The 20,640-nt window shown below is 45.8% G+C and carries 22 protein-coding genes; 3 read left to right on the top strand and 19 right to left on the bottom strand.

The window, feature by feature from the left end; all coding sequences use genetic code 11:
• Positions 1-326: 326 nt before the first annotated feature.
• From HQN90_RS26390 to HQN90_RS26375, 4 genes are all read right to left on the bottom strand, one after another.
• Positions 327-551, bottom strand: coding sequence for a hypothetical protein (locus HQN90_RS26390; protein WP_173224266.1), 225 nt, complete (start codon positions 549-551; stop codon positions 327-329).
• A gap of 626 nt (positions 552-1,177) precedes the next feature.
• On the bottom strand, positions 1,178-2,068 hold the full coding sequence (locus tag HQN90_RS26385; protein WP_173224264.1) for an alpha/beta hydrolase family protein: 891 nt from the start codon (positions 2,066-2,068) through the stop codon (positions 1,178-1,180).
• 33 nt (positions 2,069-2,101) lie between these two features.
• Positions 2,102-2,977, bottom strand: a complete 876-nt coding sequence (locus HQN90_RS26380; protein ID WP_173224262.1) for an effector binding domain-containing protein — start codon at positions 2,975-2,977, stop codon at positions 2,102-2,104.
• 419 nt (positions 2,978-3,396) lie between these two features.
• Complete coding sequence (locus tag HQN90_RS26375; RefSeq protein WP_079414536.1) at positions 3,397-3,681, bottom strand: hypothetical protein; 285 nt, start codon at positions 3,679-3,681, stop codon at positions 3,397-3,399.
• Between the two features lie 284 nt (positions 3,682-3,965).
• Between HQN90_RS26375 and HQN90_RS26370 the strand changes: the two genes are divergently transcribed.
• The 3 genes from HQN90_RS26370 to clpP are packed head-to-tail and all read left to right on the top strand — an operon-like array spanning position 3,966 to position 5,474.
• A complete protein-coding gene (locus HQN90_RS26370) occupies positions 3,966-4,547 on the top strand; it encodes an ArsR/SmtB family transcription factor (RefSeq protein WP_173224260.1) in 582 nt (193 codons plus the stop codon).
• Between the two features lie 13 nt (positions 4,548-4,560).
• Complete coding sequence (locus HQN90_RS26365) at positions 4,561-4,860, top strand: hypothetical protein (RefSeq protein ID WP_173224258.1); 300 nt, start codon at positions 4,561-4,563, stop codon at positions 4,858-4,860.
• Positions 4,861-4,892: 32 nt separating this feature from the next.
• On the top strand, positions 4,893-5,474 hold the full coding sequence (gene clpP / locus HQN90_RS26360) for an ATP-dependent Clp endopeptidase proteolytic subunit ClpP (protein WP_173224256.1): 582 nt from the start codon (positions 4,893-4,895) through the stop codon (positions 5,472-5,474).
• A 65-nt stretch (positions 5,475-5,539) separates the two neighbouring features.
• On the opposite strand, the gene HQN90_RS26355 is transcribed toward clpP, so the two are convergent.
• The 15 genes from HQN90_RS26355 to HQN90_RS26285 form a co-directional block, all read right to left on the bottom strand.
• Positions 5,540-6,364 carry a carbohydrate ABC transporter permease gene (locus tag HQN90_RS26355; RefSeq protein WP_173224254.1) on the bottom strand — a complete coding sequence of 275 codons (825 nt, stop codon included), beginning with the start codon at positions 6,362-6,364 and terminating at the stop codon, positions 5,540-5,542.
• Positions 6,365-6,387: 23 nt separating this feature from the next.
• Complete coding sequence (locus HQN90_RS26350; RefSeq protein ID WP_173224252.1) at positions 6,388-7,263, bottom strand: carbohydrate ABC transporter permease; 876 nt, start codon at positions 7,261-7,263, stop codon at positions 6,388-6,390.
• Between the two features lie 72 nt (positions 7,264-7,335).
• Entirely contained in the window at positions 7,336-8,670 is a 1,335-nt protein-coding gene (locus HQN90_RS26345; protein WP_246362852.1) for an ABC transporter substrate-binding protein, read from the bottom strand.
• A 108-nt stretch (positions 8,671-8,778) separates the two neighbouring features.
• Positions 8,779-10,236 (bottom strand): response regulator, encoded by a 1,458-nt coding sequence (locus tag HQN90_RS26340; RefSeq protein WP_173224250.1) that lies wholly within the window; start codon positions 10,234-10,236, stop codon positions 8,779-8,781.
• Complete coding sequence (locus tag HQN90_RS26335) at positions 10,214-11,992, bottom strand: cache domain-containing sensor histidine kinase (RefSeq protein ID WP_173224248.1); 1,779 nt, start codon at positions 11,990-11,992, stop codon at positions 10,214-10,216. The genes HQN90_RS26340 and HQN90_RS26335 overlap by 23 nt, the downstream gene beginning before the upstream one ends.
• A gap of 106 nt (positions 11,993-12,098) precedes the next feature.
• On the bottom strand, positions 12,099-13,283 hold the full coding sequence (locus HQN90_RS26330; RefSeq protein ID WP_173224246.1) for a M24 family metallopeptidase: 1,185 nt from the start codon (positions 13,281-13,283) through the stop codon (positions 12,099-12,101).
• A gap of 54 nt (positions 13,284-13,337) precedes the next feature.
• Entirely contained in the window at positions 13,338-13,820 is a 483-nt protein-coding gene (locus HQN90_RS26325; RefSeq protein WP_173224244.1) for a hypothetical protein, read from the bottom strand.
• 16 nt (positions 13,821-13,836) lie between these two features.
• Positions 13,837-14,262 (bottom strand): hypothetical protein, encoded by a 426-nt coding sequence (locus HQN90_RS26320; RefSeq protein ID WP_173224242.1) that lies wholly within the window; start codon positions 14,260-14,262, stop codon positions 13,837-13,839.
• On the bottom strand, positions 14,259-14,405 hold the full coding sequence (locus HQN90_RS26315; protein ID WP_173224240.1) for a hypothetical protein: 147 nt from the start codon (positions 14,403-14,405) through the stop codon (positions 14,259-14,261). The genes HQN90_RS26320 and HQN90_RS26315 overlap by 4 nt, the downstream gene beginning before the upstream one ends.
• Positions 14,406-14,421: 16 nt before the next feature.
• A complete protein-coding gene (locus HQN90_RS26310; protein WP_167388032.1) occupies positions 14,422-14,571 on the bottom strand; it encodes a hypothetical protein in 150 nt (49 codons plus the stop codon).
• 11 nt (positions 14,572-14,582) lie between these two features.
• Positions 14,583-15,482: a hypothetical protein gene (locus HQN90_RS26305; RefSeq protein ID WP_173224238.1), complete on the bottom strand. Its 900-nt coding sequence runs from the start codon at positions 15,480-15,482 to the stop codon at positions 14,583-14,585.
• 12 nt (positions 15,483-15,494) lie between these two features.
• Positions 15,495-16,427: a type II secretion system F family protein gene (locus HQN90_RS26300; RefSeq protein ID WP_173224236.1), complete on the bottom strand. Its 933-nt coding sequence runs from the start codon at positions 16,425-16,427 to the stop codon at positions 15,495-15,497.
• 4 nt (positions 16,428-16,431) lie between these two features.
• Entirely contained in the window at positions 16,432-17,880 is a 1,449-nt protein-coding gene (locus HQN90_RS26295) for an ATPase, T2SS/T4P/T4SS family (protein ID WP_338042390.1), read from the bottom strand.
• 26 nt (positions 17,881-17,906) lie between these two features.
• Positions 17,907-19,142, bottom strand: coding sequence for a CpaE/TadZ family protein (locus tag HQN90_RS26290; RefSeq protein ID WP_173224234.1), 1,236 nt, complete (start codon positions 19,140-19,142; stop codon positions 17,907-17,909).
• 15 nt (positions 19,143-19,157) lie between these two features.
• The gene (locus tag HQN90_RS26285) at positions 19,158-19,865 is read right to left on the bottom strand and encodes a CpaB family protein (protein WP_173224232.1); all 708 of its coding nucleotides are present in this window, start codon (positions 19,863-19,865) and stop codon (positions 19,158-19,160) included.
• Positions 19,866-20,640: the final 775 nt, after the last annotated feature.

Here is a 20,640-nt window from a genome sequence, read left to right as displayed (position 1 = left end):
TAAACGATTCTCTCAAGCCGTAACCCTTACATAACCGCCTTCTTTCCTTTGCCGACCGGTCGTCCGCCCCCTTTCCAAGTGTTTCTTCCATACTACCTGCGGCATGAAGTCGTTACAACCAGACAAATATCCGATTTAACTGAGAATCGCACGGTGTTTTGCTGCGCTGACTGCCAAGAAAAAAGACTCGTCTTCCAGCAACTGTGGCGATACATTCGCCTGTTGCCGGCAAGAGAGCCTGACCTAACGCAAATCCGATTATTGTTCTTTGAATCGTCCCGACTTGAGCCTCGCCGTAACGCGAAAGCCTTGACCCGGGGCGCTCTCTAACCGTCACTGTACCGCTCGAGCACCGAGGCAAGCCGCTCCGAATCCATACCGGCTCCGTTATCCGCCACCTGAAGCAGCAGATCCCGCCACCCTCCCTCCAGGCGCGGATCACGATATCGCCCGACCGCTGCGGCTGCAGCCGGATTCAGACGACGGACCCAGGTGTTGGGTGACAAATATGTTTTGAATTGCAGTGTAGAAGCAGTATTTTTCCGTCTCACGCTGTATCTTGTGTTGATATTTTGTGTAAATTGAATTTTGACAGAAAATATAGTAAACGCTAGCCTCTTGATGAAAATATACGCGATATCGGATCAGGGCTGAAATATGTATAAGTTTGCTACTATCTTTCGATGGCCTTGTCAAATAGTACCCCTACTCACTCATACCAACAAAATCAAAATAGTGCATTCACCCGATAGAGTGAACACACTTTTTCTGTCACTTACATCTCGCTCCAAAAATTCCCCCTACATTAACTGCTCTATTTTCCATTCCATGGTTCGCATGTATTCAAACATTTGTGAAAGAGTTTTCTGAGTCACAAAACCTGGTATTGTACTCTTTTCAACTTCAATAACTTTGACAAAGTTATCACTTTGCCACTCAAAGTCAATGCACCTTTTATTCTGATATTATACAATTAAGGATAAAAACATTTCCCAACAATCTAATTGTTTATGCAATTGATTAAGTTTATAGTAATGATCGCAATTATTAATTTGGCAGCCTTCGCAAAATAAGTTTTAGACTGATATTGAACTAACATTCCCCAGTTAGCGTAACGATTAGTTAATCGAATACTCAGTTAACATTTGATTTCGACGGAAAGTGATTGTTCCTAATGTTAAGTCAACAGAAACTCTATTACTTCAGCCTTCAGCGTTTCTTGAAATTGCACGCGATCAAAGCCGGGCGGGTCTTGCGAGGGGGGAAAGGCTGGTGAAATCATCTCAGCTGGGAAAGGAGTCAGGAAGGAATAATGTCCGGCATTCTCCACCGTACGATAGCGAATCATTTGAGGTTCAGCAACACTATTCATGATGATCTGCGCGTGAAAAGGAAGTGCGTAAGGGTCTCGCTCGGCATCCAACATGAGAATGGGGAGCCGAACGTTGTTTAATGCTCCCTCATTACGGAACCAAACGGACGCCGGTGCTAGCAAAATCAGGGACCGGATGCGTGAATCATGAGGGACATCGATCTGCTGCGGCTTCCCATCCGGGCTCTCATTAGGGAAGGAGGTCGGGATACCGCCAGCTGCTGCAAGCGCGGTGTAGCCCCCCATGGAATGCCCGATGACCGAATGGCCTCCCGGCTGTAGAAGCCCCTTAAACCTCTCATCTTCAAAAAACCAGTCGGCTGCCATGCGAAGGTGCCGGGGGCGATAGGTGAGGTTTTGGACAGTACCTTCCAAACTATTATCATTGCGGTTATTAAATGGATGTTCGAGAAGGCCAACGATAAAGCCGCTGCGCGCTAAATGCCGAGCGAGCGACCGGTACACAAGCGGTGAACCGCCTGTACCGTGTGAAATGAGGACTAGTCTAAATTTTCCCTCTAGCGGCGCTGCGTCTCTGGCCACTTCCAACGAGTACGGCCCTAACCTATCAGTCTGTTCCGGTGCATCTGTCGGATACATCACGATCATGGGAACGGTCACCTTCAATGCGTTGTCGGTAATGTGTACCTCACAGCAACCTGCATATCCTTCAACAATGTCTTCTATTTTGTTCATCTTGATTTCTTCCTCTCCTTGAGCTACATGATCCTAATATGGCGAGCCAACGGGAATATATATGTCTAATACCGAATCCTCGTTCATCGGTCCTAGATATCGATGGTCGTAACGCACAAACTCCGGGTAATTCGTACGAACGCTGCCTGACTGAGGTAACCAGGTTTCATAAATGTACTGGAACGTATCGTTAAGTCTCGATAATGTCCCCTTATGAGTAAAAATCGCATAAGTTACGACTGGGAGCAGCTTAGCGACCATTCCCAAGGGAACTACACTCTCCTCGCCAGCCACCTCGACACAAGCGATATACGTGACTTCCCATTGCCTACCTGTAAGTTCAATGACCGCATAAAATATGTCTTCCGTATCCGGCTTTCGCTCAATTTCAAACAAACGCTGCCTAAAGCTCCGCCATAGCTTTCCGACTTCGTCCGAATTGACACCCAGTATCGACATGCCGACCAGATGCAGCTTATTCAGGCAGACAATAGCTGGCACGAGGGAGACGCTCTTATTCAAATGCTGTAGCCCCACTTCATCCAAAGGAAGCTTCTCCATTGCCCGGAACAGCGTGTCCTTCATGTCCCTTTGCTTTCGAAATTGTCCAGGCGAGATGGAGAACATTTTCCCAAAGGCTCGGGCGAAGGATTCCTGAGACTCGAACCGGTACAGGATGGCAATATCTATGATCCTTTGGTTGGTATAAAATAAATCGTATGCTGCTTGTGTCAATCTCCGCTTGCGTATGTACTCCGAGACGGAGTTTCTCGTAACCGATAGGAAGATTCGGTGAAAATGGTACGGCGAATAGCCCGCAGCCTCCATAACCTTGGTGCTTAATCTCTCATCGGTCAGATGATCCTCAATATAGGTAATGGCTTTGATTACCAAATCCTTATAATTCACTTTAATGCCTCCATATCGATATACTCACTTTACGACAGATGGAACGCTCTGTTTTGATATTTTTTGCGGAATTTTACTTTACTCAACAGCTAACACTACTTTCCTAGCGCAGATAGTTTCCTGATCAGCCACACTCTCCGGTTCGCCGAAAGAGCGACCTCTGGAAATTGCTCAGTCTCGCTGGTTTTAAACAAATCTGCCCGTCCCTCGGTTAATGATGCATCGTTAGTCTAAGACTTTATTTTCCTGGTCTACATCTTTATTTTCTTAGTCTACAACTTTATCTTCCAGTCTATTACTTTATTTTCTTTCTACACCAGCCGACCGCTGCCGGCGCCGATCGCAAACCCGAGCCTCATCCGGAAGAACCAGGAGCGTGAGCGGCAGGCTGCTCCAGCCGACCACCGCTCGTGTTCAGTCTACAACTTTATTATTCGGAAACAATAATCATGATACTTTTTATTTCTGGTGATATTTGCTTTTATCTTGAGAATATTTCCTTGAACCTCTTTAATCAATTCTTCCATAGCTTTAACATGTATTCTACCTGACTTCCATCCTAATTCCCTAATAAGGTATCCTTCTGAAGGAGCTTTATTATCACTAGCTTGAATGAAAGGCTTATAATCCTTCCCATATCCTTGGCCTCTACCGTCCTTTAGTCTATTCATCTGCGTTTTGTGAATGGCACTACCTCTAGTCATCTTTCTTCCCCCTAAAATGAAATATGCGTTCACCCAATGGAGTGAACGCAGCTGTTAACTAAGGACATATGTCCTATATATTTTGGTACTATACAATCTCCCTAAAAAGGTGATTTTCTATACTTCAGAACTTTATTTGTCACTTCAAAACTTTATTGTCTACTTCAAAACTTATTTGTCCCCCAATAGATGTTTTTCCCAAACCCCGCCCATTGACATTCCCCTCTCAACGTAATAAAATATTTTTACGTAACATATTCTTTGTACTGGAGGCCTTACTCTCCATGCCACAAGAGATTCAAGACAGCTACTACATCGAGTCCCCCGAGCAAGCTACTGTGCTGCTGAACCCGCTTCGCGGAGAAATCATTGCCCAACTTCTTGAACCGGGCTCCGCCGCTGAAGTTGCCCGAACGCTTGGCGAGACCGCCCAACGCATTAATTATCATCTTAAAGCGCTGGAGAAAGCGGGATTGGTTCAACGGGTCGGTACCCGTCAGGTGCGCAATCTGGTTGAGGTGCTTTACAGAGCCATTGCCAAGACCTTCGTCCTGGCGGAATCACTGAGCATGAAGCCTGAAACCTTGCAGAAGCTGAAGGATCAGAGCTCGCTTGCTCATCTGGTGACTGCCTCCGAGCGAATTCGGAGAGAGGCGATGCTGCTGATGGAGCAATCGGACGTTGGTGAAGTCATTCCCAGCGCAACGCTGCAGCTTCAGGTCCATTTATCCGATGAACAGCAGCGGCAATCGTTTATTGAGGAATATGCGGCAATGGTGCAGCAATTGGTAGACCGCTATTCGGGCGGCAAAGCTGATGAAGCCTACCAAGTCTTGTTAGCCGTCTATCCCAAACCCAAAGAATGAGGAGGCATTTGCCATGAGTCATGAACAACCAACGAGTAAACCGCAGCACGATGCAGTTCCGGCAGCACCTGTTATTGCTTGGGAGCAAGAGCAGCCTCTTGAGCGCAGGCCTGAGTCCTCAGGCAGCAATGTGATTTCAATCGACACTTATCGTCGTCAGGGTTCCTCCCTCTTGGACTCCGAAGCTACGGTCACTGTGCGTGAATTTCAATCTGCTCAAGGCGAAGAGCCGGTTCGACTCATCATGGTCTCCTCCGGTTTTGGTCAGAAGCCTGCCAGACACCCCTATACGATTCAGAACAAAGCCGCTTAACGATTTAGCTCAAAAAAGAAAGGATGATTCCGATGAGTTTCATACCTATGGTTGTTGAACAAACTGCGCGCGGTGAGCGCTCTTACGATATTTATTCCAGACTTCTGAAAGACAGAATTGTCTTCTTAGGGACAGAAGTTAACGACCAAGTGGCCAATGCGATTGTTGCACAGCTGCTGTTCCTTTCTGCTGAAGATCCTGAGAAGGATATCTCGCTCTACATCAACTCGCCAGGCGGATCAACCTCAGCGGGACTTGCGATTTATGATACGATGAATTTCATTAAGCCTGACGTATCTACCATTTGTGTAGGTATGGCGGCATCCATGGGGGCTGTTCTCTTAACAGCTGGTGCTCCAGGCAAACGATTTGCTTTGCCGAACGCCGAAGTGATGATTCACCAGCCTTGGGGAGGTACGCAAGGGCAAGCCAGCGATATTCAAATCCGTACCCAGCATATTCTCAAAACACGCAGTGTTCTCAATGGCATTCTTTCATCGACGACCAAACAGCCCATTGAGAAAATCGAGCTGGATACCGACCGCGATTACTTCTTAGAAGCGGAAGAAGCACGTGTTTACGGTTTGATCGATAAGGTTATCGAGAAAATATAAGAGAAAATATAAACAGCCAAAAAACTCACCCCCTGAAACAGGGAGGTGAGTTTTTGTGTGTCGGATCAACCTTTTACCGCAGAACCCGTAATGCCCTGAATGATATACTTTTGACCAATAAGGAACACGAGCAGCATAGGGACAATCCCTGCGGATGTGGCCGCCATCATCCCGTTATAGTCAATATTGAATTCTAAAATGAAGTTCTGCATGCCCAGCGGCACGGTATACAGATTCCGATCCAGCAGGAAAACCAGCGCATTCTCATAGTCATTCCAATTCCACGAAAAATCAATAATTGCCAGTGTAGCAAGCGCGGGCTTCGCCAAAGGCAGCATAAGCTGAAAGAAAATGCGGAAATGCCCAGCCCCGTCTACAAAAGCGGACTCTGTAATCTCCTGTGGAATCGAGAGGAAGAATTGCCGCATCAGGAATACGCCGAAAATCGTGAACAACCCTGGCAGAATTAATGCCCAATGCGTATTATAAATACCGATTTTATCAAATAAAATGAATTTCGGGACAAACAGCACCTGCGGCGGCACCATCATCATAGATAGGTAAAACATGAAAAGCAGGTTTCTTCCCTTAAACTCAATCCGTGAAAAGCCATAAGCGGCCAAAGAGGATAGGAAGGTCGCGCCCACCATGCAGATCAAAGCAATTTTCAACGAGTTCATGTAGTAGATGACAAAGCTTTCCTTGCCTGTCCATACTTTGATATGATGCTCTAAGGTAATCTTCGAAGGTATCCATTGAATCGGATATTGAAACACTTCACTCGGTGATTTAAACGATGTGCTGATCATCCATAGGAACGGCATAATCATGAAAAGTCCGAGGACGAACATCACCACGGTGCTGCCTATTTTTGCGGATTTTATTTCCATATTGTATCACTCCGGTTGTTTACTTAATAATGAACCCATCGCTTCTGACCAACCCATTGAATCATGGTAATCAGAAAGATGATTGCGAATAAGACCCATGAGATGGCTGACGCATACCCCATTTCATAGTACCGAAACGCATTGTGATAGATGAAAAGGGATAGAATCGTTGTACTGCCGCCAGGTCCGCCTTGTGTAACGGCTTCAATCATGCCAAACGTTTTCATCGACGTAATTAAGCCGGTAATCATTAATAAGAACGTGGAGGGGCTCACTAATGGGAAAATGATTTTCCGAATCGTCGTCCAGGTGCTGGCGCCATCGATCTTGGCTGCTTCCAGTTGTTCCTGCGGTATTTCTTGAATGGCCGCCAAATAAATAATCATATTATAACCAAGCAGAAACCAGATCCAAATGACATCAATCGCATACATCGAAGACGTCGTAGTCGACATCCAACCTGGTGGGTGTTCGATCCCAATAGAACGAAGAAAGCCGTTAATAGGTCCTTGTGAAGGTTGAAAAAGCAGCATCCATACGAAGGCTACCGCTACACCGCTTGTGATATAGGGCATGAAAAACATGGCGCGAAGCAAGCTTTTGAGATATACGCTGCGATTCAATACGAGCGCTACAAGAAAAGCCAATCCGATAGAAACCGGAACTGCTGCGAGAAATAGAGCCGTTTTCTTCAATGACACATAAAAGACAGGATCGTGAAAAAGTCGATTGAAATTCTCAAAACCGATCCACGAGATATCCGGCGATGTGTATTTGTAATTGGTAAACATGATCCCCAGCGAGAAAAGTGCAGGAATAACGAAAAATAAAATGACGCCCAGCATGTTAGGTAAAATGAACAAGTACCCTAATCTCTGTTGTTTTTTTGCCCAGTTCATGCAATTAACCACTCCTTTTTGAACAAAAAAGGGAGGTGCCTTTTTCTTGATGCATCCCCCCGTTTTCCTTGCTTATTTCTTATTTTTGGATAAATAATCGTTATGGCGTTTGACCGTGTTTTTCAGGGTGTCATCCAAGGATTGTGCCTTCAAGAAATACTTCTCGTATTCTTCTCTTCTCGCATCAATAACCTGCTGAGCCATCGTTGCTGTATAGGTAGGGAATTTACCGAATACAACCTTTTTCAGTGAATCTACATCATAGGTTTTTTCGTTGTCACCCAGAAGCAATTTGATCGCTTCTTCGACATTGGCATCCTTCGAAGAAGGAATACGCCCTCCGGATGCAAGCGGCATCATTCCGCCATCCGCGTACCATTTCAGAAACTTCCAAGCTTGCTCTTTGTTTTTCGAATTGGGATTGATGGAAATTACATCGCCAAGTCCGCCTGGATATTTAAAATTCGTCTGATCCTTCGTCACTTTAGGAAGTGTCGCAAAAGCAATTTTGAAATCACGCGGGAAGTCCTTCATGTTGTTGGAGCTGCGGAAAATGAACTCTCCTGCTCCCAGCATCGCGGTTTCCCCTTTGAGGAACATCGTATCTGTCGGCATTTTGCTCGTAATTTGCTCGCCTAGCAACGGCATGGATTTATCGGTATACATCATGTTGAACATGGATTCATACGCCTTGCGAACCGTCGGATCGTCGAGGTTGGATGTACCGTCCGCTTTCGTAAAGCCTGCTCCTGCATTGGCGCCATCGAAGAAATTAGGGTACGCGGAGATATGCTCTGTGAAGCCCCAGCGTGTGCCTTTTTTAAGCTTTGCCGCATATTGCTGCAAATCATCCATCGTCCAATCCAGAGAAGGAACCGTGAGCCCTGCTTCGTCCAGCGCATTTTTGTTGAGCCAGACGAACGAAACATTCTTCTTGGTAGGCAGTCCGTAGTATTTATCCTTGACCTTCCAATCCTTGGCGTCAGTACCCATTTTATCGTCAATGTTGTAATCCTTGAATTCGCTCAAATCCAGAGCAGTTCCCGCATCAATACGCTTGGTCAAGCCTGCTAGAGTATAGTTGACATACAAATCAATGCCTTGATTCGTCGTTAGAGCGGTATCCAGCTTCAAATTCCCCGCATCATCATTAACAAATCGCTCATATTTAACCTGAATATCAGGGTTCTTTGCGTTCCAATTATCAACAGCCGCTTGTGGACCCGACTCGCCTGGCACGCCGCCCCACATCGTCAAAGTTACGGCTTTCTTGGCCTCTGGAGCGCTGCTTGTACTTGGGCTGCTGGTTGATGCTGCCTTTTCACCGGATGAACCGCAACCTGCCGTTACCCCCAACACAAGCGCTGCGGACAGAAGACTAACCGTTGTTTTCTTTATATTCATCATTTGAACCTCCCTTATCTCTTATGCTTGCTGGTTATAAATTCACTATATCACCAGCCTTTAATCGTTCGAAGGAACAAATTCTTGTTCTTGTAGCACAAAAGTTTGATTTCAACTTTTCGTATGCTGATGTCTGTAAACACTTGGCGGCATCCCCACTTCTCTGCGAAAAATGCGCGCGAAATAATTCTCATTCGGGAAACCCACCTTCGCGCCGATAAGCGCAATTGCTTGATCTGTTTGCAGCAGCAGGCTGCAAGCCTTCTCAATACGAATACCTAGCATATATTCCGTGATCGTTTTACCCGTTTTCTTTTTGAACAGAACACTTAAATATTTATCATCCATCGTGGCGATCCCGGCGAGAAGAGTGAGCGGCATTTCTTCCTCAAAGTGCTGGTTCATATAGGCAATCACTTTATTAATTTCCGCATGATCCGTCACCTCATAATTCGCAGCTTTCCAGTGAGCCACATACCCGTCAATTCTTTGTTTAAAAAGACTGCCCGCCTCTTGATGGGAAATCGTCTCTGCATACCCGCTCGCTGAGTTTGTTGGGGATAGCGCCAGCTCCGCAAACAACCGGTCCAAGCGCTCTGCAATTTCTTTCACACGAAGCAAAGACAGATGAGCCTCTCTCATCCATGTCCAGATTTCTTGTCTGGCATTGTCGAGCATGCCTTGATTCATTTGTTCAAAAGCTTGAATTAAACTCTTCTCAAGCGGCCATGGCAAATTCGTAGAGGTAAGATCTTTCAGCGCTTTCGGCTTAGGGAAGAAAATTCCCGTTCTACCGGCATACCATAGCTCTGTTAGACGAGAAACCATGCCTGTCCAAACCGTATGAATATCCTCGTTCGTCAACCAATCAGAGATCACCATGATCCAATCATCGCTTCGTTGTTCATGGTTCGGAATGTTAAGCTTGGTTAGCTCTGCAAACGAGCAAAAAACCGTGCTCACCCCATTTTTCGTAAATACATGCACTCTTGCCGGCATCTCTGATTCAAAAATAGGCAGCTGACATACATCTTGCTTATCAAATGAATGTTTCCCATGAGCTATAAGAATAAGCAGATTAGGCTGAAAAACATCACGACTAAACACAGGAACCGCCAACGACTGCTGCTTCGGTTCGTGATAGAGGGCTTCGCAATAATCGTCTATTTCTTGAGAAACAAGCCGGGCATTCCGTTCAAGCTCGCCTCGTACCTTCGTCAGCGCTTCTGTCATTTTCTCCGGCGTCAAATAGAGCTTAAGCACATAGCCCGATGCCCCAAGCTCCATCGCTTGCTGGATATAAGCAAATTCGTTCATAACCGTGAGCATGATGAAGCAAGTGCCCAAATTCTCCCGGCGCAGCTGCGCAAGAAGCTCTACACCATTCATAACCGGCATCATAATATCGCAAATGACCAAATCGGGTTGATTTTTGCGAATAAACGCCAACGCCTCTTGACCGTTTCCACATTCCTCCACGACCTTAAATCCATTTTCCTCCCAAGGCATCCCTTTTCGAATACTGCGTCTCACGAAGGCTTCATCTTCAACCAAAAGAACCGTCCACATGTAAGCTTTCCCCTTTCAAATATGGTGGAGACAACAAGCACAGCGTGCGAATCCGAACGAGTGTCCCTGTCTGAACCGATTCTACGGATATCGATCCTTGCTTGCGGAATAAGAGCGCTAATCTTTCCTCGAGATTCTTTAAGGCAATACCGTTCCCAGGTGAAGCGGATGCTTTCGTATTTTCCAAACCTGCACCATTATCCTCCACCTCAATAACCAGCTCATTGCCCTCTTGGTGGACTCTGATTTCGATGCGGCCTGAACGATCTATCTTAGCAAAACCATGATAAATACTATTTTCAATCAATGGCTGCAAGCTCAATTTGGGCACAAGCGCATAACGCAGCTCCGGATTAAACGTGATCACGACCTCGAATTCGCGGTCATAACGCAGCTTCTGAATGCTCACATATCTCTGGGCAAGCTCAATCTCATACTCCAGATGAATTAAATCCACATCAAGGCGCATCCCCGCTTCCAGCAGCTTGCCAAGTGATTCACAGACTTCAGGAATTTGCTTATTCCCCATTTCGATCGCAAGCCATTTCACGGTGTTTAATGTATTTAACAAAAAGTGCGGATTCATCTGCGAAAGCAGCATTTGAAACCGCATCGCTTCCTTGTTCCGTTCTTCCTCTTTCAATCGGTTCAGCAAGCTTTCTACATCTCGGACCATGTTATTAAAAGCTTGAACAAAGGTCAAAATTTCTCCTTTATAGCTTTGCTCAGGCAGTTGAATCTTCAGGTTTCGCTTTACGACATCGGACATTTTCTTCTGCAAAAGCTGCAACGGTCTCGTGATGGTCGTTGAGATCAAAAAGGTCATCACGATAAACAGCACAGCAATAATCAACGTTGTCAACATGTAGGATTGCTGCAGTTGATTCACTTTGTGGAACAAATATTTGGTGGGAATACGCTTAATCAGGTACCAATTCAAGTTCGGAATTTTCGAATAGCTGATGATATGGTCGTTCTCGACCTTGGAACCGATCGGCTCCCAGCCCTGCGTATTCATGGGACTCGGCAGCGCAAGAGCATTGGAAGTCGTACTGCGTGCGTAAATCTCTCCTTCCGAAGAAGCCAGGGCGTATAATTCCTCATTAACCGGGCTTGGAATCGCGCTTCGCAGCCAGCTCTGATAATCCACGCCTATTCTTATAACCGCATAGATGCGATCATTCTCATCCCGCAAAACTTTATACATCGTCAATAGGGAAGGCTGAATGCCAAACTCGGAGTTTGCCCCACCTTCCTCCAACTGCCATTTCGAAATTGATTTTCCTTGAAAGGCATCCTGTATCCTAGGCATAGCTGCAAGACCCGAATAGTTTAAAATACGATTAGGCCCGTAGGACGTGTATACAAAATCTTTTATATCCAGAACCGTATAATACACATAGGAATTGGCAATAAACACACTATTATTAATGGCATTAAATTTCTCTTCAATTTTCAATTTTTGTTGGACAGAGGTATAGGTTATACCCGCTTCCGGGTTTTTCAAAATAGCCGTAATGAAGGAATCCTGTTCAATAAGGGTGAATGTTTTCTCGGCAACACTCAGTAAATTGCCAAGGGACGATGTAATCGTTGTCATTTGTTCGAGATTTTGACTGCTGACCTGCTCCTTCATCAAGGTCTCGAACTTCTGAACATGCGTCATGTTCAACACGATGATAGGCAGCAGAATAACAAGCAAAAAGGCTAGGAACAGCTTGTACTTTAACGTTTGCGGTATGAAATGTCTTATCAATGCCCTATCCCCTTATTGGTCTCATATGCGTCTAGTATACTTGCAAGTTGTTCAAAAACAAAGAGACCGGCGGGAAATCTGCCAGTCTCTTTATATGGAAATTTACTTACACCCGAATCAAGCCATCCCTGGTCATTGTCAATTTTTCAAAGCCGTTATCGGTTATTAAATACGTATCCTCAATGCCCACCACGCCGCGTCCGGGGAAGGTGAACTTAGGCTCGATCGCGATGACCATCCCAGGCGCCAGCGGATATTTGAAGCCTTTGGCGAGAACCGGAAGTTCGTCGATTTCGAGCCCGATGCCGTGACCAAGGAATTTCACTTGGTCGGCGCCGTACCCCATAAAGTGGGCGCTGAGCCCCGCTTCCTGCACGTGATCCAGCGCGAGCAAATACAGATGCTCGGCAATTCTGCCAGGCTGCAGCCTGGCTTCCGTGGCGCGGAGTACCTCCTCCGCCACGTCATAGGCTCGCTGCAGCTCAGGGTCTAGATCGCCGATCACGAGCGTACGCGTCTGATCGATCAGATAGCCGTCGATCATACAGCCAAGATCGACGAGGATCGGTTCGCCGCGCCGAATCGGCGCGCGGCCCGAGCTTTGCGGGCTGGACGGGTGAAGCCCCGTGCCTCCGGCCGGCCCGTCAAAATAGGTGGGCACCGCTGCCGCCGCGCCTGCCGCGACCATTCCGGTGATTAACTCGGAATTGTAAGCGCGCATGCGCATCAGCCCTTGGTGCCCGCGCAGCCGGAGCTGATGCTCGATGAGCGCCATCAGCTCGAACTCCGCCATCCCCTCACGAATGTGAGGGATGACCGTTTCCAGCGCCGCGTCGACGACGCGGGCGGCCTCTCGAATCGCCGCGACTTCGTCCGGCGATTTGATCATTCGCTGCTCGCGCACGAGCAGCGAGCCGTCCTCCCAGACCGCGCCGGGCAGCGCGGTCTGGAGCCGCAAGTACAGCTGGACGGGCAACACGTCCAGCTCGGTGGCAATCCGCAGCGCCGCACCCGCTGCGGATCCATCCGCGCAGCGCGCGCGAAGACGCTCGCCCAGCGTCTTCCAAGACCCCAGCGCTTCCACGTCCGCTGACGCTTCCTCCTTCGCGCGGACCAAACTGCGCCGCACGAGGTAGAGCACCTCGCCCTCCGCTGGAATAAACAAATACCCTGTCTGCATCGAGCCGCAGTAATAATAAATATCAACATGGTGAGTAACCAAAAAGCCGGACCATCCCCGCTGGATCATTTCCTGCTGAAGCCACATCTGCCGTTGCTTGAAAATCGTCATTCGTACCTCTCCCTACACAGCCTTAAATGGATAACTTATCATTCTATTATACAGTCAAAAGACCATCTCTGCAGAAGACTTAATCGTCCACGTAATCGGCTGCAAAACAGAATACGTTCGAGGAAACTCCAATCTGATAAACATAATTACTCCTGGGCGATCAAGCGTAACAGAGTAACCGCGTGCATGATCAGCATAGGTATAAGGGAATTCTTCATTGTCATTAACAACTTTAAATAATTCCACCACTACAGCACTGCGCAAAAAGGTGTTTGGCATTGGAGAATTAGCCGTATCCAACCTTAAATTAGCCTGCAAATACTGCATAGCCACCGCTCTCGCCTGCGACACATCAATCGCATGAATACCACCGGCCAGCTTCCCCTGATCACTTTGCTGCGCTGCGGCATGAACAGCGCGATTCAGAGCATGCTTGCCCTGAAACAGAGTGTGCATCGCCAATTCCTCATCCGTTTGCAGCGCAAACAACGATAGATAGACCACACTCATCAAAACGACTAAAAGCAGTTTATACAAAACATCCCCTCAACCTTCAAGGCACGTATTCACTCATTTTCATGCCCGACGCCCCCATACGATTAGAAGCGGCAGGAACCGTTATACCAACAAGCTGATCAATGACAAAAAGCCGGTGATAAGGATACGTCATATGCAGCCGCAAGCCTGCTCCTCTCCAAACAGGTGCGCTTGCATCCGTACCGCCAGTGCCTGTAGTCGTTTCGACAATGTATATGAGATCTTCAGGAATAAAACCTCTTTCCTCCATACGATCCCTGGAATCCTGAATCATCGCGCTATTAATATAACCGTGCCTGCCGTTCGCGCCAATTTCCAGCAAATAATCGACCTCTTTCTGTAAAACAGCCTGTCTGACAATAATAATATGTTTGTATACCGGAGCGAACATGAACCAACATAATAAAGTCGCAAGTAAAATAAAAACCAAGATCTGCTTCATGGATTAATCTGCTCAATGCTCCCATTGATCCTCGCTCCACTATTATGAACCTGCTGCCTTGTACCTGTGCTGCCCCCTACCACATCTTTATAGATTATAATCACCACCATAATCAGCATAGCCGTAACGAGGATCGATCTCACAGCCAATCCCCCATCATTAAGGCCTTAACGCTGTAATATCTGAGTTAGCCTGTGTACCATGCGTGGATATGTTCCGTCTCATTCCTGTCGAACCATCATTAATAATCGTTGTAAACAGAAAAGCCACCACAATTAGCATCATCACAGTAATCAAAATATTTCTCATCCCTTGCCTCCTTAATTAATCGTATTAAATAGCCGCTGGCCTTCGGCAATCCAAGGATACATAAACACCCGAAACGTGTTCAAAATCGGAAGTCCTGCCAACACAAACAGAACATAAGACACCGTCTCTTTTCTACTGTCTCTAACCAATTCCATTTTCTCTTTGTAATCTTGGATTCTTTGCTTCAATAGTTCGTAATAGCTTTCATGCTCGTTCAGTCTTAAAGCGTTCAACGTCTCCGCGAAGCTATGAGCTTCATCTGTTCCAAGTCTGGCTCTAAACTGCTTAATCGCCGCTTCCGAGCCTTGATACCACTCATTGAGCAGCAGCTGAAAATGTGTTCGTATCGACCTTGTTTGCGGTGCACACAAAGTAAGCTTGGCATGCAAATTAAGCTGAGAATCATTGTAATAGAGCAAGTGATGACTGATTATATAAATCTCACGAACAATCCGATGTGCCCGTTTTTCTTTCAACTGAGCCAGCACTCTGGTATCGAAAAACAAAAAAACACCTACACATACAGCCCCCACCAGAATGTACATCGGCTGCAGATGAAACGTAAAAACAGGATACTGCAAAGACAAATATCCGACAGCCCCAACAATCAACGATACCCCCAGCAGCATTCTTCTTACCCCTTCATACAAAGCAGCATTCATCCAAATGCCGCATCCGATAAGCAGCTGCCGTTTTTCCTCTACGATTTTCGTTTGCAGGCCCATAAAAGAGATCAGCCAGGAGGGAAGGTCAGTCTCTTTAAGCACTTTCTTAATCCGCAGTGATCTCCATCGCTTTGTCCGAACAGGCAGCAATTTCAAGGCATGATAAATAACGGTCATGAAGAACAGGAATAGCAAAACATTGGAAACAATCTGAATGACTGTCATTTGATTACTATTAAAAATCACAAGAGCAGCTCCTCACATTCTTCGCATGGATAAATAGATCCCCATTAGAAACGAAATGAAAATAAGCAAAAGTGCGTCCAAAATCATATTTCGTCCGTCAGGATCAACCATATAGTACAAGTACGCATTATCCGGATTAATTTTAAAATTAATAAATAAAAATAAAACAAGAAACAAAATCGGCGTAAAGTTTGCAATCCGAATTTCCAAAAGCCGGTTTCGTTCCATCTGATCAGACCGTTGAGCTTTTCGCATATCAACAACAAGCTCCTTTAAGCTATCGCCAACAAAGATGCCTTCCGTTAAGGCAACTCGCATAATACCGACAAAATAATCGGCCCATGTATGGCCTAAAGTGAGTGAGAAGATACGCAAGCTCTCATCTGTATCCCGCTGTGTCATTAAATTACGATATAATTGCTCGAATACAGGCTTGATCGGGTACAAAATGCGGTTCTCCTCTAAACAATACTTCAACGATATTTTCATATTTTTGTGCGGATCCACCATATAGTACTGATAAAACACTTCAACAGCAGGAAGAAATTCCAATCTGGTTCGCAGTCTCATACTGACCAACTTCAGCCGAAGCAGCATATAAGGCAATGAAATACTAATCGAAGTCAGAATAACAACCCCTTTGAGTGATTGAAAAATTAAACTCCCTGCCAATAATCCGATTAACCATAAAATCAGTGTGATCGTAAGCATCCCTTTCATACTCATTCTCGATTCGACGGATTCCATCATTTCCTTTACATGCTTAACTAACACATTCCTCTTCCCCAAATATTCGCTGAATCTAGCGCCGTACGCAGAAGTTTTGACATATTGCAGTCTAAATCTAGCTTTACGCTGTCGGGCCAATACGTGTAAAAGCGATTGAATACAAATAAATACCAACACAAACAGCAAGGCCAAACAGACATATTTAGCGAAAATCATCTCATTAGCCGCCTTCTTTCTCAATAAAACCGAGCTTCATCAACAAAGCATGCCCCTCTTGGTCAGCCTTAACAATTTTTCGCGATGCATGAACCGACAATTTCCCGGGAAATGTCCAACCATCTGTCGACTTGTCATAAGCTGCTAGATTGGTGACACACACCTCCATATTTTCGTACCGATATTCGACGATTCGCACAATTTTTCGCTTTCCCTGGACGACTGCCATTTCCAACCCGATTTGCGTCACATATTCTGTAATTCGTTTTGTTAGCCTAAGCGGATTCATTCCCCTGCCATCCAGCATGCACATATCTGTAATTGCATCCGGAACGTCTTCAAGTTGGCTCACATGAACGGAAGTAATACTTCCCTCATGGCCGCGTGTACAAGCTCTCACATACAAATTGGCGTCCTCATCGCGAATTTCGGCATGACATATCCGCTTTGGCGATTGCCTTAAAGCCAGCTTAAATGCTTGCTGACCCGAATGTCTTGGATCCTCCTCGTCAATTTCGTATTCGACGATATTTTTGTTCGGAAAATCGCGTTTCAAATTCAGCTCAAACCGTGACTCAATCGTAATAATCCTCTCATTGTCATCCATTTCTGCGATGATCGCCTTTATCAAATTCGTCTTGCCAGAGTTCGTTGGCCCTATCACGACCATGTTAAAATAAGATCGAATCAAACTTAGCAACAATTTCTCCATCTTCTTGTCCATCGTTTCCAATTCTGCGGCAGCCAGTGAAGCCAAACTAAATCTTTTCACCGTGTAGAAGCGAATCGTTAATGTAGGCTCCGCCGTGAACCCAAAACCGGTCATCGTAACCCGCGACCCATCACGTAAAACGACCTCAGCCCACCGCTTTCTGGGGTTCATCGTATCATTATTAAATAACACCAAATTCTGTTGAATACGCTCCAGCTCACGTATGGAAGGCAGTATGTAGGCAGATGGCTTCGCCATTCCACCACGCACTTCAAAAATTTGTCTTCCCACAACCTGTATCTCTTCAAGTCCCTCCTTCTGTTTCAACACAAGTTCAAGTACGTTAAGACCAATAATCTCTGCGAAAATAGCTTCCGGCAAGGTCGTATAGCCAGTTGTCCGAGGGGGAATGCCCGAAAGCCTTCTTTTGGAAACCAGATCATGAATAATCGCAAGCAGCTTCCCTCGATCATCCTCGTAACCAAGAATAGCTCGACTCAAAGTCTCGTTATAAATCTGTTTTTCCGCTTCTGTCCTGCCCCTCAAGGTGACGAGCTCACTACGTATATCTTCAACCGTTTGGTTAAAAACTGCATCCTCGTGCGTATGATGCGCTGAACTATCTTCATCTCCCCTTGCCTCAACATAGAAAACCTCATTAGGAGTATGCGACCTCGTTGCGGCACTTTCCGTTTTGCATTCATGCATGTAAGTAATAATCGAAAACCTTTCCTCACTCACTCCTTTCACCTCTCCTACTGTTCGAATTAAGTTGCTGCTCGTCGACCTGTCACCATTTTTTGCAGCCACGTTACTGGTCTTACAGTCACTTTCTTAGGCAGCTTATAGTAATCAATGAACTTGCATGCAACAGCCTTAACTTCTTCGTGCATAGGATGGCCATGTGCAAACATCTCCAGCAGCTTGCCTTGATTGCAGCGGGACAGCGCATCCGTATGTCTGGAAACTTGCCCAATAAGATGCAGCTGTGTTTCCCTGCGGATATCTTTTATTGTGAATTCACTATGCTTTGCGTGGTGGTCGGTTTGTACGGCTAAGAGCTCAAAGCTATCCGACTGAAGTCCAAAAACAGAACCAACCTGCCGAATCCATTTCGAGAAATCCTCTTGAAAATGTGCGATATCCGTCGTTGTGACAACAATCTTGCTATCAGCTTCCAACAACCCGCAAACCGTTGCCGCATTATCCCAATACGCGCTGACCTCAATAACACAAACGTCAAAGGCACTTCGAGCTACACGAAGCAAATGGACAATCTCTGCGGGCGCAAAGAACTCAGCTTGCTCACGAAGCATATTCCCGTATAAAACATACAGCCCTTGAGCTCCCTTAGGTTTATCACATACCTGAATTAGCCGATCCGCTGTAAGGCTTTGTGCTTTCAACTCCGCTCTCAGCCCATCTAGCGTAAACCCATGTTCTTCTCTGCCTAAATAGCGATGCAGTTTTGAGCTTTTTAAATTTAGACAGATGTATCCCACTTTCTTTGATGTTTCCAAAGCCAACGAGTACGCTACTCCAAAAGATGCCAAAGTGGTTCCGATATTAGGTGTAGAGCCTATGAATGTCAGTACCTTTCCCGAAGGTTGACAACTCTCCTGATCTCCTCCCGAACCGTCCACCCATGACCGTATATCATCTGCAATCACCGCTGTGCTCCTGCCTGGTTGAATGAAATCCAGCTTCATCAGTTTGCACATTTTCACATACTTTTCGTTGATCGAGGCATCATGATAGTTGGACAGCAAAACAATAATGTTTACCCCCGCATTTTGCCTAAGCAGCTCTTCCATAAATTCTTCCAAGTCGCCATAGTCCAATACCCGATCTGAAATAATCACATGAGATAAGGGTTGTTCCTTTAATTTGCAGGTAAATTCAACGGCTGCCGAGGCAATTACCCAGTTCAGTGGTTTTCTATAAACCACATTAATAATTTCATCAATTAATCGTTGATCTGTCGACACCAGTCCAATATTCAAGCCTAACGCCTCCTTTCAATTTCCTGCCAAAATGGAAGTGGAACTAAAAGCAATTACCAGCTTCGCTTTCTTCGCGCTGCATAGCTGATCAATCTGAAGCCACTCCTGTTCAGTCAAATTCAAGTTTATCTGATCTATCGCCCCGTTCGCTTCCAATCGGGAAGCATACATCTTTTCTTTATCGCCCTCCACTTTAGACAATAGATTAGAATTCTTCGGATTATCTACCTCGACATTGGCTGAAGATTTCACAGAAGCAACCGTAATTTCCTGTTCCTCAAAAAGTCTTCGCGAACTTCCATCCGCACTGGACAAATAAATACGCACCCGGTCCCCGGCACGAATTCCATTGGAAACGGACAGCAAATACTCCTTCGGAATTTGAAAAGTAGCCTGCCGCTCACTGGGAAGCAAATGATACTGATTCACCTTCCACCGCAAAACAGGCTCCTCCCTTCCTAGCGGAATCAACGATTCCTGTCCAACAACCTCCTCCAGCTTCGTCAGCATATTCCCCGTGTAGCTTCCCTTCTGCACAAGCTTAAAATCTACCATCTCCTCACGGATAAGCACTCCTGCACGAATAAAATCCTTTGCCACAACAACCCGTACCGTCTGCTGAAGCTCGATCTGCTTTACTTGCATGACATACACACCATACACAAGCAAACCAGCCATCACCGCAGCAACCAAACTAATAAGCAGGCTTCTCCTGCGATTCAAAGCCTCACCTCCTTCCCAAAATCCACCCGTTCCCTCTCTTGTTATAAAAATAAACAAAAAAAGAACGCAAACTTCGGAATTAGATCCGAAATCTGCGTTCTTCGCATATTAAAAATATCACATAAACTTCCATATATCAACAACTTAATTTTTGCCCATTAACGAATGAACAGGCTTAGTTCAGACAACGATAAATAAGTGGGCGAAAATTCAATCCTCAAGTGGCCACTATCCCCTTAGCTCAGATAACCTTAAGTAATCTCGCTACCCCGACACCAGCTTCATATAACCAACCTCCGCATCAAACCACCAGTAGATACTACCGTTCATATTGACTATTTTTATTCTAGCCTCGGCAATTCAGGTGCTAGCTAACTTTTAACTCAACCTCCTCTAGCCACTATCCCCTTAGCTCAGATACCCTTAAGTAATCTCGCTACGCCGACATTAGCTTCATATAACCAACACACGCATCAAACCATCAGCAGATACTACCGTTCATATTGACTATTTTTATTCCAGCCTCAGCAATTCAGATGCTAGCTGCTTTTTAATCCAACCTTCTCTAGCCACTATCCCCTTAGCTCAGATACACTTAAGTAATCTCGCTTCTCCAACATTAGATTCATATAACCAACCTCCGCATCAAACCACCAGCAGATACTACCGTTCATATTGACTATTTTTATTCCAGCCTCAGCAATTCAGATGCTAGCTGCTTTTTAATCCAACCTTCTCTAGCCACTATCCCCTTAGCTCAGATACACTTAAGTAA

This window comes from Paenibacillus alba (genome assembly GCF_013204855.1).
Classification (GTDB): domain Bacteria; phylum Bacillota; class Bacilli; order Paenibacillales; family NBRC-103111; genus Paenibacillus_E; species Paenibacillus_E alba.
This window is presented reverse-complemented; position numbering and strand designations above follow the sequence as displayed.

Excerpts from the sequence above, each read along its gene's own strand:
- HQN90_RS26385 (WP_173224264.1), bottom strand. The coding sequence starts at position 2,068 with ATGAACAAAATAGAAGACATTGTTGAAGGATATGCAGGTTGCTGTGAG.
- HQN90_RS26375 (WP_079414536.1), bottom strand. The coding sequence starts at position 3,681 with ATGACTAGAGGTAGTGCCATTCACAAAACGCAGATGAATAGACTAAAG.
- HQN90_RS26370 (WP_173224260.1), top strand. The coding sequence starts at position 3,966 with ATGCCACAAGAGATTCAAGACAGCTACTACATCGAGTCCCCCGAGCAA.
- HQN90_RS26365 (WP_173224258.1), top strand. The coding sequence starts at position 4,561 with ATGAGTCATGAACAACCAACGAGTAAACCGCAGCACGATGCAGTTCCG.
- clpP (WP_173224256.1), top strand. The coding sequence starts at position 4,893 with ATGAGTTTCATACCTATGGTTGTTGAACAAACTGCGCGCGGTGAGCGC.
- HQN90_RS26355 (WP_173224254.1), bottom strand. The coding sequence starts at position 6,364 with ATGGAAATAAAATCCGCAAAAATAGGCAGCACCGTGGTGATGTTCGTC.
- HQN90_RS26350 (WP_173224252.1), bottom strand. The coding sequence starts at position 7,263 with ATGAACTGGGCAAAAAAACAACAGAGATTAGGGTACTTGTTCATTTTA.
- HQN90_RS26345 (WP_246362852.1), bottom strand. The coding sequence starts at position 8,670 with ATGATGAATATAAAGAAAACAACGGTTAGTCTTCTGTCCGCAGCGCTT.
- HQN90_RS26340 (WP_173224250.1), bottom strand. The coding sequence starts at position 10,236 with ATGTGGACGGTTCTTTTGGTTGAAGATGAAGCCTTCGTGAGACGCAGT.
- HQN90_RS26330 (WP_173224246.1), bottom strand. The coding sequence starts at position 13,283 with ATGACGATTTTCAAGCAACGGCAGATGTGGCTTCAGCAGGAAATGATC.
- HQN90_RS26320 (WP_173224242.1), bottom strand. The coding sequence starts at position 14,262 with ATGAAGCAGATCTTGGTTTTTATTTTACTTGCGACTTTATTATGTTGG.
- HQN90_RS26310 (WP_167388032.1), bottom strand. The coding sequence starts at position 14,571 with ATGAGAAATATTTTGATTACTGTGATGATGCTAATTGTGGTGGCTTTT.
- HQN90_RS26300 (WP_173224236.1), bottom strand. The coding sequence starts at position 16,427 with ATGATTTTCGCTAAATATGTCTGTTTGGCCTTGCTGTTTGTGTTGGTA.